This is a genomic window from uncultured Modestobacter sp. (assembly GCF_947486615.1).
Taxonomy (GTDB): Bacteria; Actinomycetota; Actinomycetes; order Mycobacteriales; family Geodermatophilaceae; genus Modestobacter.
In genome coordinates this window covers 554,203-566,658 of sequence record NZ_CANKUD010000001.1, presented here as the reverse complement: position 1 = coordinate 566,658, position 12,456 = coordinate 554,203, and the positions used below count along the sequence as shown (strand labels likewise).

Below are 12,456 nucleotides of genomic sequence, written 5' to 3'. Positions count from 1 at the left end.
GCCGACCGAGCGCCCGACCGAGCGCCACCACCGCCCCGCCCGCAGAGGAGAGACGTGAGCACCGCACCGGAGCACGCCGCCGACCGCCACGACCGGATCCGGGTGGTGGGCGCGCGGCAGAACAACCTCGCCGACGTCAGCCTGGAGCTGCCCAAGCGCCGGCTGACGGTGTTCACCGGCGTCTCCGGGTCGGGCAAGAGCTCGCTGGTGTTCGGCACCATCGCCGCGGAGTCCCAGCGGCTGATCAACGAGACGTACAGCTCGTTCGTGCAGGGGTTCATGCCGAGCCTGGCGCGCCCGGACGTCGACGTCCTCGACGGGCTGACCACCGCGATCATCGTCGACCAGGAGCGGATGGGGGCCAATCCCCGGTCCACCGTCGGCACCGCCACCGACGCCAACGCGATGCTGCGCATCCTGTTCAGCCGGCTCGGGCAGCCGCACATCGGCTCCCCGCAGGCCTTCTCCTTCAACGTCGCCTCGGTCAGCGGCGCCGGGGCGGTCACCTTCGAGCAGGGCGGCAAGACGGTCAAGGAGCGCCGCGAGTTCAGCATCACCGGCGGCATGTGCCCGCGGTGCGAGGGCATGGGCCGGGTCACCGACATCGACGTCACCCAGCTCTACGACCACAGCAGGTCGCTGAACGAGGGCCCGTTCACCGTGCCCGGGTACAGCGCGGACGGCTGGTACGGCCGCATCTACAGCGGCTGCGGGTTCTTCGACCCGGACAAGCCGATCCGCGAGTTCACCGACACCGAGCTGCACGACCTGCTGCACAAGGAGCCGACCAAGATCAAGGTCGACGGGATCAACCTGACCTACGAGGGCCTGATCCCCAAGATCCAGAAGTCGATGCTGTCCAAGGACCGCGAGGCGATGCAGCCGCACGTCCGGGCGTTCGTCGACCGGGCCGTCGTGTTCGCCACCTGCCCGGAGTGCGACGGCACCCGGCTCAGCGCGGCGGCCCGGTCGTCGAAGATCGACGGGGTCGACATCGCCCAGGCCTGCGCTCTGCAGATCAGTGACCTGGCCGACTGGGTGCGCAAGCTGGACGAGCCCACGGTGGCACCGCTGCTGGCCGGGCTGGGGGAGACCCTGGACTCCTTCGTGCAGATCGGGCTGGGCTACCTCTCCCTCGACCGGCCGGCCGGCACGCTGTCCGGCGGAGAGGCGCAGCGCACCAAGATGATCCGGCACCTCGGCTCGTCGCTGACCGACGTCACCTACGTCTTCGACGAGCCCACCATCGGCCTGCACCCGCACGACATCGCCCGGATGAACGACCTGCTCCTGCAGCTGCGGGACAAGGGCAACACCGTGCTGGTCGTCGAGCACAAGCCGGAGACCATCGCGATCGCCGACCACGTCGTCGACCTCGGTCCCGGCGCTGGGACCAACGGCGGCGAGATCTGCTTCGAGGGCACCGTGGAGGGGCTGCGCGCCAGCGGCACCCTCACCGGCCGGCACCTCGACGACCGCGCGTCGCTCAAGCCCGCGGTGCGCACGCCGTCCGGCGTCCTGGAGGTGCGCGGTGCGAACACGCACAACCTGAAGGACGTCGACGTCGACATCCCCCTCGGCGTGCTCGTCGTGCTCACCGGCGTGGCCGGGTCGGGCAAGAGCTCGCTGGTGCACGGCTCGGTCTCCGGCCGGGACGGCGTCGTCACGGTCGACCAGACGCCGATCCGGGGCTCCCGCCGGAGCAACCCGGCCACCTACACCGGGTTGCTCGACCCGATCCGCAAGGCGTTCGCCAAGGCCAACGGGGTGAAGCCGGCGCTGTTCAGCGCCAACTCCGAAGGCGCCTGCCCCACCTGCAAGGGGGCCGGGGTGATCTACACCGACCTGGCCACGATGGCCGGCGTCGCCACCGTCTGCGAGGAGTGCGAGGGCCGGCGGTTCATGGCCTCGGTGCTGGAGCACCACCTCGGCGGCAAGGACATCAGCCAGGTGCTCGCCATGTCGGTGGCCCAGGCCGAGGAGTTCTTCGCCTCCGGCGAGGCGCGTACCCCGGCGGCGCACAAGGTCCTGACCCACCTGGCCGAGGTGGGGCTGGGCTACATCACCCTCGGCCAGCCGCTCACCACGCTCTCCGGCGGGGAGCGCCAGCGGCTCAAGCTGGCCACGCACATGGGGGAGCCCGGCGGGGTCTTCGTGCTCGACGAGCCGACCACCGGGCTGCACCTGGCCGACGTCGAGAACCTGCTCGCGCTGCTGGACCGGCTGGTCGAGGCCGGCACGTCGGTGCTGGTCATCGAGCACCACCAGGCGGTGATGGCGCACGCCGACTGGGTCATCGACCTGGGCCCCGGCGCCGGGCACGACGGCGGGCGGATCGTCTTCGAGGGCACCCCCGCCGACCTGGTGGCCGCCCGCAGCACCCTGACCGGCGAGCACCTGGCGGCCTACGTCGGGCGCTGACCGGGGGTGCCCGGCGCCCCGGACGGGCCGGCGGAGCCGGTCGGCGGCGCGCCGGACGACGGTCGCCGGCCGGGCCCACGCGCCGGTCCGGTGACCCTGCCGACGCCCGGGCGACCAGGGGAGCGCCCGGTGCTGCCACCCGGGCGCCCCGCGCGCTCTGCCACGATCACCGGCACCCGGCGCGGCCCGCGCGCCGCCGCATCGTCCCCCGGGAGGGCACGTGGACCCGCTGCCCCAGCAGGTGGCCGCAGCGGCGCGCATCCGGCTGCCCGTCTACGACGCGGACGCGATCGAGGTCCCGTTCGTCGCCCTCGGGTGGTCGGAGACGATCGGCGCGGACACCTGGTGGGATGAGCACGCGCACCCCACGCACGAGCTGCTCTGGAACCAGCGTGGCGCCTCGTCGGCCACGGCCGGCGCGCGGCACTGGACGCTCACCCCGGCGCAGGGGCTGTGGGTCCCCGCCGGCGTCCGGCACTCCGGGTGGGCTCCGGCCGGCACCCAGCAGCGGGCCGTGCACTTCAGCGTGCGCCGGGCGCGGCCGCTGGCCGCCGGTCCGGTGGCCGTGCAGGTGACCCCGCTGCTGCGGCTGCTGCTGGACCGGCTGGAGGAGGACGACCTGGCCGAGGTCTCGCGCGCGACGACGGAGGCGATGGTGCTCGACGTGCTCTGCCCGGCGCCGCGCGAGCTGTGCCTGCCCCTGCCGGGCTCGGCGCTGCTCGCGCCGGTGGTGGCCGCACTGCGCGCGGACCCGGCCGATCCCCGGACGCTGGCGGAGTGGGCCACCCAGTTGCAGGTGAGCGCCCGGACGGTCACCCGGGCGTTCCAGGCCGAGACCGGGCTCGGGTTCGGCCGGTGGGTCGCCGCCGCCCGGGTGCAGCACGCCATCGCCCTGCTCGCCCAGGGGGAGGGGATCGAGGAGATCGCCGGCCGCACCGGCTTCGGGTCGGTGAGCGCGTTCGGCGCCGCCTTCCGCCGGGTCACCGGGACCAGCCCCGGACGGTTCCGCGCGCAGTGACCGCGCCAGGGCTCGTCGTCGTGTCCGTTCTGCGACAGCGGCTGTCCTGATCGCGGGATTGCTTCCACATCGGCCCTGACCGTAGGTTAGCCAAGCCTTACCCCGCCCGGTCGGGCGTCGTCGTGCCCGCGTCCCGCGAGCACACCCCGGAAGGAAGTCATGACCCGCGCATCGACCCTGGCCGCAGCCTCTGCGGTCGCCCTGCTCTCCGTCGCGCTGAGTGCGTGCTCGTCGTCGGAGGCGGGGGAGACCACCGAGGCCTCGGCCGAGTGGACGCCGATCACCATCGAGCACGCCCTGGGCACCACCACGATCCCGGAGCAGCCCGAGCGGGTGGCCACGGTGGCCTGGGCCAACCACGAGGTGCCCCTGGCGCTGGGCGTCGTCCCGGTCGGCATGGCCGCGGCCAACTTCGGCGACGACGACGGCAACGGCCTGCTGCCCTGGGTCGAGGAGCGGCTGGCGGAACTCGACGCCGAGACGCCGGTGCTGTTCGACGAGACCGATGGCATCGACTTCGAGGCCGTCGCCGACACCGACCCCGACGTGATCCTGGCCGGCTACTCCGGGCTGACCCAGGAGGACTACGACACCCTCAGCGAGATCGCCCCGGTGGTCGCCTACCCGGAGGCGCCCTGGGCGACGTCCTGGCGGGACATGATCGAGGTCAACGCGGCCGGGATGGGCATGGCCGAGGAGGGCGCGGAGCTGCTCGCCAGCACCGAGCAGGACATCGCCGACGCCGTCGCGGAGCACCCCGAGCTCGAGGGCAAGGCGACGATGTTCCTGACCCACGTCGACACCACCGACCTCAGCGAGGTCAGCTTCTACACCCCGTTCGACACCCGCAGCGCGTTCTTCACCGACCTCGGGCTGTCCACCCCGGAGAGCGTCACCGCCGCCTCCACCGAGGAGGGGTCGTTCTCCGGCACGGTCAGCGCCGAGCAGGTCGACCTCTTCGACGACGTCGACGTCATCGTGACCTACGGCGACCAGGCGCTGGTCGATGCGCTGAATGCCGACCCGCTGCTGTCCCGGATCCCGGCGGTGCGCAACGGCGCGATCGTGCTGCTGCCGGACACCCCGCTGGGCACCGCGGCCAACCCCACGCCGCTGGCGATCTCCTGGGTGCTCGACGACTACGTCGCGATGCTCGCCGAGGCCGCTGACAAGGCCTCGTGACGTCGGTCCACCCGTGACGTCGGTCCTCTCCCCGGCGCCGGCCCCGGTCACCGCCCCCGTGCGGCGACCGGGGCCGGTCCGGCTGCTGTGGCTGCTGGTGGTCGTGGCCGTCCTGGTGCTGCTGCTGGCCGCCTCCGTGGCGATCGGGTCGCGGGGCGTCGGCTGGTCCGACATCGTCGCCGCGCTCGGTGGCTCGACCGACAACCTCGGTCAGGCCGCAGTGACCAAGCGCGTCCCGCGCACGCTGCTGGCCGTGCTCGTCGGGGCGGCGCTGGGGCTCTCCGGCGCGGTCATGCAGGGCGTGACCCGCAACCCGCTGGCCGACCCGGGCGTCCTCGGCATCAACATGGGCGCGTCGCTGGCCGTGGTCACCGGCCTGGCCTGGTTCGGCCTGTTCTCGGCGACCAGCATCATCTGGACGGCGATCGGCGGTGCCGCGGTGGCGGCGCTGTTCGTCTACGCCGTCGGGTCGCTGGGCCGCGGCGGGGCCACCCCGCTCAAGCTGGCCCTGGCCGGCGCAGCGACGTCGGCCGCGCTGACCTCCTTCATCACCGCGGTGGCCCTGCCTCGCGGCGACATCGCCGGCAGCGTCCAGTCGTGGCAGATCGGCGGCGTCGGCGGGGCCGGTTTCGACAGCATCCGCCAGGTGCTGCCCTTCCTGGCCGTGGGCCTGGCGGTCAGCCTGCTGTCGGCCCGCAGCCTCAACTCCCTCGCCCTCGGCGACGAGCTCGCCGCCGGGCTGGGCGAGCGGGTGGCCCTGGTCCGCGGGGTGGCCGCCGGCGGGTCGGTGCTGCTGTGCGGCGCCGCCACGGCCGTCGCCGGGCCGATCGGGTTCGTCGGGCTCGTCGTGCCGCACCTGTGCCGGCTGCTGGTGGGGGTCGACCACCGGTGGCTGCTGCCGTTCTCCGCCCTGACCGGCGCCTGCCTGCTCACCGCCGCGGACGTGCTCGGCCGGGTCGTCGCCCGCCCCGCCGAGATCGACGTCGGCATCATCACCGCGCTGATCGGTGCGCCCTTCTTCATCGCCATCGTGCGCCGGCAGAAGGTGCGTGAGCTGTGACCGCGGGACTGGTCGCCGCCCCCTCGGCCGTGGACGACGTCGCCCGGGGCCGGGTGCGCCGCGCCGTCCGGTGGCGCGCCGTCGTCACCGTGCTCGCGGTGCTCGTGGTGCTGACCTACGTGCTCACGCTGATGGTCGGGCGCACCTTCTACCCGCCGGGCGACGTCGTCCGGGTGGTCCTCGGGCAGGACGTGCCCGGCGCGTCGTTCACCGTCGGGCGGCTCCGGTTGCCGCGCGCCACGCTGGCGGTCGTCGCCGGGCTGAGCTTCGGCCTGGCCGGGGTCACGTTCCAGACGATGCTGCGCAACCCGCTGGCCAGCCCCGACGTCATCGGCATCAGCACCGGTGCGAGCGCGGCGGCGGCCGTGGCGATCGTGCTCCTCGGCCTGGGCGGGACGGCGGTGTCGGTGTTCGCGATCGTCGCCGGGCTGGTCGTGGCGGTGCTGATCTACCTGCTGGCCTACAAGGACGGCGGCGCGGGCACCCGGTTCATCCTGATCGGCATCGGGATGGCGGCGATGCTGCACAGCGTCATCGCCTACGTGCTGTCCCGCGCCAGCCAGTGGGACTACCAGGAGGCGCTGCGCTGGCTCAGCGGCAGCCTCAACGGGGTGACCTGGGACCGGACGGTGCCGGCCCTGGTGGTGCTGGTCGTGCTCGGGCCGGTGCTGCTGACCCAGACCCGGGCGCTGGAGGCGATCCAGCTGGGCGACGACACGGCGTCGGCCCTCGGCGTCCGGGTCGAGCGCACCCGGCTCCTGGCGATGGTGGCCGCGGTCGGTGTGCTCGCCTTCGCCACGGCCGCCTGCGGGCCGATCGCCTTCGTGGCGTTCCTGGCCGGGCCGATCGCCGCCCGCGTCGTCGGGCCGAACGGCTCCCTGCTGCTGCCGGCCGCGCTGGTCGGGGCCCTGCTGGTGCTCGTCGCCGACCTCTGCGGCCAGTTCGCCTTCGGCACCCGCTTCCCGGTGGGCGTGGTCACCGGTGTGCTCGGCGCGCCCTACCTCATCTACCTGATCGTGCGGTCCAACCGCGTAGGAGGCTCACTGTGACGAGCACGCCCGCGGACGGCGAACGGAGAGCTCAGTGACCCTCGACCACGCGTTGACGGCCGACGCCCTGACCCTGGGCTACGGCGAGCGCACCGTCATCGACGGCCTGGACCTGGTCGTGCCGCCCGGGCGGATCACCGCGATCGTCGGGGCCAACGCGTGCGGCAAGTCCACGCTGCTGCGGTCGATGTCCCGGCTGCTGGCGCCGCGCAGCGGGCAGGTGCTGCTGGACGGCAAGGCGGTGCACCGGATGCCGGCCAAGGAGCTGGCCCGCACCCTCGGCCTGCTGCCCCAGTCGCCGATCGCCCCGGAGGGCATCACGGTCAGCGACCTCGTCGGCCGCGGCCGCCACCCGCACCAGAAGCTGCTCGCCCGGTGGAGCCGGGAGGACGACGAGGCGGTCGCCGAGGCGCTGGCCGCCACCCAGACGGCGGAGCTGGCCGACCGGTCGGTGGACGAGCTGTCCGGCGGCCAGCGTCAGCGGGTGTGGATCGCCCTGGCGCTCGCCCAGCGGACCGACGTCCTGCTGCTCGACGAGCCGACCACGTTCCTGGACGTCAGCCACCAGATCGACGTGCTCGACCTGCTGACCACGCTGAACCACACCCGCGGCACGACGATCGTGATGGTGCTGCACGACCTGAACCTCGCCGCGCGCTACGCCGACCACCTGATCGCCCTCGCCGCCGGGCGGCTGCACGCGGCGGGCCCGCCGGAGCAGGTGCTCACCCCGCAGACGGTCCAGGCCGTGTTCGGGCTGTCGAGCGAGATCATCACCGACCCCGTCTCCGGCAAGCCGCTGATGGTGCCCCGCGGCCGGCACCACGACCTGGCGCGTCAGGACCTGGCGCGTCAGGACCTGGCGCGTCAGGACCTGGCTCGCGAGGACCCGGTTCGCGAGGACCTGGTTCCTGAGGAACCGGCTCGCGAGGCCATGGAGCGGGAGGTCGGGGTGGGCCGGCTCAGCTGACCAGGAGCCGGCCGAACGCGGGGGAGCGCCGGAGCGGGACCGTCCGCCCGCCCAGCGCGGCGACGTCCAGGTGGTCCCGGACCAGCTCCAGGGCGGCGCCGGACAGCGAGGTCACCGACCCGGCGTCGATCACGTCCACCCGCACCGGCTCCCGGCCGTAGCGACGCCGGAAGGCCAGGACGGCGTCGGCGTCCACTGCGCCGGCCAGGCACAGCGCCCGCCCGTCGGCGGTGTTGAGCAGCCGGACCAGACCGCGCTGGACAGGCGTGGACGACGTCACCCGGCCAGTGTCCCGCCGACCCCGGCCGGCCGCCGGGTCGGTGCCCGGTGACCACCTCGCCCGGGTGTGACCTGAGCCCACCGACTAGGTTCACGTCGACGAAACGCACGGTCGGCTCGATGAGGTGGGCGCAGTGGGCAGGTCGGTGCTGGTGACCGGTGGCAACCGGGGGATCGGGCTGGCGATCGCCCGCTCGTTCGCCGAGGCGGGTGACTCCGTGGCGGTGACCCACCGCGGCAGCGGCGCCCCCGACGGGCTGTTCGGGGTGCAGTGCGACGTCACCGACTCCGCCGCCGTCGACCGCGCGTTCACCGAGGTCGAGGAGCACCAGGGCCCGGTCGAGGTGCTGGTCAGCAACGCCGGCATCACCCGCGACGGGCTGCTGCTGCGGATGGGCGAGGACGCGTTCACCGACGTCGTCGACGCCAACCTGACCGCGGCCTACCGCGTCGCCAAGCGGGCGGCGCCGAAGATGGTGCGCGCCCGGGCCGGGCGGATGGTCTTCATCTCCTCGGTGGTCGGGCTGCTGGGCTCGGCCGGGCAGGTCAACTACGCGGCGAGCAAGTCCGGCCTGGTCGGGCTGGCCCGCTCGATCGCCCGCGAGCTGGGCACCCGCAACATCACCGCGAACGTGGTGGCGCCGGGGTTCGTGTCCACCGACATGACCGCGGAGCTGCCGGAGAAGCGGCAGCAGGAGATCCTCGGGCAGGTGCCGCTGGGCCGGCTCGCCGAGGCAGACGAGATCGCCGGCGTCGTCCGCTTCCTGGCGAGCGACGCGGCTGGGTACATCACCGGGGCGGTCGTCCCGGTCGACGGCGGACTGGGGATGGGGCACTGACATGGGCATTCTGGACGGCAAGAAGATCCTCGTCGCGGGTGTGCTGACCGAGGCCTCGATCGCCTTCTCGGCGGCGCGGATCGCTCAGGAGCAGGGCGCCACCGTCGTCCTGTCGAACTTCGGGCGGGCGTTCTCGCTGTGCCAGCGGATCGCCAAGCGGCTGCCGCAGGAGGCGCCGGTGGTCGAGCTCGACGTGACGAACACCGAGCACCTGGACACGCTGGCCGAGCGGCTGCGCGAGCACGTCGACTCCCTGGACGGCGTGGTGCACTCGATCGGCTTCGCCCCGCAGGAGGCGATGGGGGAGGGCTTCCCCGAGGTCGCGTGGGAGCACGCGGCGACGGCGTTCCAGGTGTCGTCCTGGTCGCTGGCCTCGCTCACCCAGGCCTGCCGCCCGCTGTTCGGCGAGACCGCCTCGGTGGTCGGGCTGACCTTCGACGCCACCGTCGCGTGGCCGGTCTACGGCTGGATGGGCGCGGCCAAGGCGGCGCTGGAGTCCACCTCCCGCTACCTGGCCCGGGAGATGGGCCCCGAGGGCGTGCGGGTGAACCTGGTCGCCGCCGGCCCGCTGCGCACGATGGCGATGAAGTCGATCCCCGGCTCCCAGCAGTTCGAGGAGGCCTGGGAGGGCCGGGCGCCGCTGGGCTGGTCGGTCACCGACACCGAGCCCGCCGGCAAGGCCGTCGCGGCCCTGCTGTCGGACTGGTTCCCCGCCACCACCGGGGAGATCGTGCACGTCGACGGCGGCTTCCACGCGGTGGGCGTGTGACCACGGTGCCCACGCCGGACCTGTCCCGCCCGAGGTACCCGCTGCCGGAGGGTGCCTCGATCACCCCGGCCGGCCAGCAGCCCGACCAGGAGCCCTCGCTCGCCGTCCGCAACAACGGCGGTGTCGCCCCGTCGGCCGCGCCGGCACCGGCCGGGCGCCGGGAGGCGCTGCTGGTGCTGGGCTTCGGCGGCCCCGAGGGTCATGACGACGTGATGCCGTTCCTGCTCAACGTCACCCGCGGCCGCGGCATCCCGCCGGAGCGGCTGGAGGCCGTCGCCGAGCACTACCACCACTTCGACGGCGTCAGCCCGATCAACGACCAGAACAAGGCGCTCGTGGCCGCGCTGGAGGCCGAGCTCGCCGCCGCCGGCATCGACCTGCCGGTGTACTGGGGCAACCGCAACTGGGCGCCCTACGTCGAGGACGTGTGGCGGCAGATGGCCACCGACGGCATCGAGCACGCCTACGTGCTCGCGACGTCGGCCTACGCGTCGTTCTCCGGCTGCCGGCAGTACCACGAGGACGTCGCCCGGGCCCGGGTCGCGCTGGAGCTGGACCCCACGGGTCCGGCCGGCCCGACCGCGGAGAAGCTGCCGCACTACTTCGACGCCCCGGGCTTCGTGCAGGCCAACGCCGACGCGCTGGCCGCCGCGATCGCCTCGCTGCCCGAGGAGGTCCGCGGCTCCGCGCGGCTGGTCGCGACCGCGCACAGCATCCCGAACGCGATGGCCGCGGTCGCCGGGCCGCAGGGCGGCGCCTACGAGGCCGAGCTGCAGGCCGCGGCGCAGGCCGTCGTGGACGCCGCCGCCCCGTGTCGGCCGTTCGACCTGGTCTGGCAGAGCCGCAGCGGGCCGCCGTCCGTGCCGTGGCTCGAGCCCGACGTCAACGACCACCTGCGGGCGCTGGCCGAGTCGGGGGAGCAGGCCGTCGTCGTCTTCCCGGTCGGCTTCATCAGCGACCACCTCGAGGTCATCTGGGACCTGGACAACGAGGCGGAGGAGACCGCCGGCGAGCTCGGCCTGGCCTTCGCCCGCGCGGCGACGGCGGGCACGCACCCGGCGTTCGTGACCTCGCTCCGCGAGGTGCTCGCCGAGCGCCGCGCCGGCGGCGAGCCTCGGCTGGGCACCAACTGCCCGGCCTCCTGCTGCTTCGTCCAGCGCCCCACCCGCCCGGCGTCCGCCAGGAGCTGAGGCCCGCGCACGTCGACCGTCGGGGAACGGCTGGCCCGACCGTCGTGTCGGGCGACCGTCCGCCGATGGTCGACGGGGCCCGGGGCGTTCAGGGTGCGGTGGGGAGCGGGTCGGTCGACCCGGCGTCGAGGGCGTCGCGGACGTGGTCGACCGCGGCCCGCATCAAGCGGCCGTAGGCGTCGTCGGCCAGCGCGTCGAGGAGCGACACCGCCTCGGCCAGATGACGCCGGGCCTCGGTCGCCGCACCGAGACGACGGTGGCAGTCGGCGAGGTTGAGGTGCAGCGACGGCAGGAACCCGCGGACCGTCAGGCCGGCGGTGTGCTGCTCCGTCCGCCGGTCGGTGAGCTCCCCGACCGCGGCCAGCGCGCGTTCGTCCCAGGCGAGCTCCGCCCGCACGTCGTCCTGCAGGTCGGCCAGGAAGTGGGCGATCGACACCCGGTGCAACGGGTCCCCGGCCGGGCCGACGCGCTCCCACAGCGCCGCCAGTTGGGTCCGCGCCTCGTCCGGGTGCCCGGCCTTTCCTCGGGTCACCGCCTGGGTCACTGCGGTCATGGTCGGGTCCGGCGCGCTCGTCACGCTGCCCTCCGATCCCGTGCCGGGTGGCGGACCGGCATCGCGAGCGTCGTGAACGTGCCGTCGTCGGCGGAGCGGACCACCGCCGGGGCCTCCGGTCCGGTGAGCTCCAGGAGCACGTCCGGCCCGACCGATGCGCGCACCGCCGGCCACAGGGTGCTCCGCTGGAATGCCATCGACACCGGGGTGCCCTGGACCGATGCAGCCACCGGCCGGGCGGTGGTGTCGGTGCCCTCGATCTGGAGACCACCCGCGGGGTCGGCGCTCAGCCGGCTGACCGCCGAGCCCGACAGTGCCGCCAGCAGGTCATCTCGGGCGGCGGTGACCCGGGTGACCGGACGGCCGAGCCCGTCCAGCAGCAGCCGGTGGTCCGGGTACTGGCCGGGCAGCGACCGCACCCCCCGGACCGCGCCGTCGTCACGGCGGGCGGTGAGCCGACCATTCTCCGTCCGCAACCCGACCAGCTCGGCGCCGGCTGCCCAGCCGGAGAGCGCCTCGGCGTCCTCGACCGGGACGACCACCCGCATCGCCGCATCCGGGCCCGTCACCGGCAGGTTGTGCACGGCCAACCGGTGACGGTCCGTGGCCACCAGTTGCAGCTCGCCGGGTGAGGAGCACAGCAGCACACCGGCCAGCACGGGAGCCTGGGGACAGCCCGCGGCCGCCGGGGCCACCCGCTCGAGCGCGGCAGCCAGCGCACCGCCGGTCACCGACACCCATCCGCTCCGCTCCCCGAGCAGCCGGGAGACGGCGCGTGCGCTGACCCGTGCCGCGGCCAGCTCGCGCTCGAGCTGCTCGAGCCGGTGCCGGACCACCGCTTCGGCCTCGGCGAGCGGTGCCTCCAGCGTTCGGGACACCACGGGCAGGGGCAGCCCCAGCTCGCGCAACCGCCGTACCAACCGCACCCGGTCGACCTGGTCGGCGGAGTAGCGGCGGTAGCCGGACACCGGGTCGACGTGGGCCGGTGTGACGAGGCCGCAGTCGGCGTAGAAGCGCAGCATGCTGGGCGTCACCCCGGTCAGCCGGGCGAAGGCGCCGATCTGCAGCAGCGGGTGGGAGGAGGCCATGCCGGAGATGGTGGGCTCTCGACCGGCTCGAAGGTCAA

12 protein-coding genes are annotated in these 12,456 nt (G+C 74.1%); 9 read left to right on the top strand and 3 right to left on the bottom strand.

Annotated elements, in window-relative coordinates; translation table 11 throughout:
- Nucleotides 1-54: 54 nt before the first annotated feature.
- The 6 genes from Q1A09_RS02740 to Q1A09_RS02715 all read left to right on the top strand — a co-directional run bounded on the left by Q1A09_RS02740 (nt 55) and on the right by Q1A09_RS02715 (nt 7,700).
- A complete protein-coding gene (locus tag Q1A09_RS02740; protein ID WP_299951805.1) occupies nt 55-2,421 on the top strand; it encodes an excinuclease ABC subunit UvrA in 2,367 nt (788 codons plus the stop codon).
- A gap of 220 nt (nt 2,422-2,641) precedes the next feature.
- Complete coding sequence (locus tag Q1A09_RS02735) at nt 2,642-3,439, top strand: AraC family transcriptional regulator (RefSeq protein ID WP_299951803.1); 798 nt, start codon at nt 2,642-2,644, stop codon at nt 3,437-3,439.
- 159 nt (nt 3,440-3,598) lie between these two features.
- A complete protein-coding gene (locus tag Q1A09_RS02730; protein WP_299951801.1) occupies nt 3,599-4,621 on the top strand; it encodes an iron-siderophore ABC transporter substrate-binding protein in 1,023 nt (340 codons plus the stop codon).
- Between the two features lie 13 nt (nt 4,622-4,634).
- The gene (locus tag Q1A09_RS02725) at nt 4,635-5,681 is read left to right on the top strand and encodes an iron ABC transporter permease (RefSeq protein ID WP_299951799.1); all 1,047 of its coding nucleotides are present in this window, start codon (nt 4,635-4,637) and stop codon (nt 5,679-5,681) included.
- The gene (locus tag Q1A09_RS02720) at nt 5,678-6,730 is read left to right on the top strand and encodes an iron chelate uptake ABC transporter family permease subunit (protein ID WP_299951798.1); all 1,053 of its coding nucleotides are present in this window, start codon (nt 5,678-5,680) and stop codon (nt 6,728-6,730) included. The genes Q1A09_RS02725 and Q1A09_RS02720 overlap by 4 nt, the downstream gene beginning before the upstream one ends.
- Before the next feature lie 34 nt (nt 6,731-6,764).
- Nucleotides 6,765-7,700: an ABC transporter ATP-binding protein gene (locus Q1A09_RS02715; RefSeq protein WP_299951797.1), complete on the top strand. Its 936-nt coding sequence runs from the start codon at nt 6,765-6,767 to the stop codon at nt 7,698-7,700.
- Here Q1A09_RS02715 and Q1A09_RS02710 read toward each other — a convergent pair.
- Nucleotides 7,693-7,980, bottom strand: a complete 288-nt coding sequence (locus tag Q1A09_RS02710) for a hypothetical protein (RefSeq protein ID WP_299951795.1) — start codon at nt 7,978-7,980, stop codon at nt 7,693-7,695. The genes Q1A09_RS02715 and Q1A09_RS02710 overlap by 8 nt on opposite strands.
- Nucleotides 7,981-8,113: 133 nt before the next feature.
- On the opposite strand from Q1A09_RS02710, the gene fabG reads away from it, so the two are divergent.
- The 3 genes from fabG to Q1A09_RS02695 are packed head-to-tail and all read left to right on the top strand — an operon-like array spanning nt 8,114 to nt 10,777.
- The gene (gene fabG, locus Q1A09_RS02705; RefSeq protein ID WP_299951793.1) at nt 8,114-8,818 is read left to right on the top strand and encodes a 3-oxoacyl-ACP reductase FabG; all 705 of its coding nucleotides are present in this window, start codon (nt 8,114-8,116) and stop codon (nt 8,816-8,818) included.
- Nucleotide 8,819: 1 nt separating this feature from the next.
- A complete protein-coding gene (fabI, locus tag Q1A09_RS02700; protein ID WP_299951791.1) occupies nt 8,820-9,587 on the top strand; it encodes an enoyl-ACP reductase FabI in 768 nt (255 codons plus the stop codon).
- Nucleotides 9,584-10,777: a ferrochelatase gene (locus tag Q1A09_RS02695; RefSeq protein ID WP_299951789.1), complete on the top strand. Its 1,194-nt coding sequence runs from the start codon at nt 9,584-9,586 to the stop codon at nt 10,775-10,777. Before fabI ends, Q1A09_RS02695 begins: the two co-directional genes overlap by 4 nt.
- A gap of 88 nt (nt 10,778-10,865) precedes the next feature.
- Here Q1A09_RS02695 and Q1A09_RS02690 read toward each other — a convergent pair whose 3' ends face one another.
- Both Q1A09_RS02690 and Q1A09_RS02685 read right to left on the bottom strand, forming a co-directional pair.
- Nucleotides 10,866-11,330, bottom strand: coding sequence for a hypothetical protein (locus tag Q1A09_RS02690; RefSeq protein WP_299951787.1), 465 nt, complete (start codon nt 11,328-11,330; stop codon nt 10,866-10,868).
- Nucleotides 11,331-11,350: 20 nt separating this feature from the next.
- A complete protein-coding gene (locus Q1A09_RS02685; RefSeq protein WP_299951785.1) occupies nt 11,351-12,418 on the bottom strand; it encodes a MerR family transcriptional regulator in 1,068 nt (355 codons plus the stop codon).
- Nucleotides 12,419-12,456: the final 38 nt, after the last annotated feature.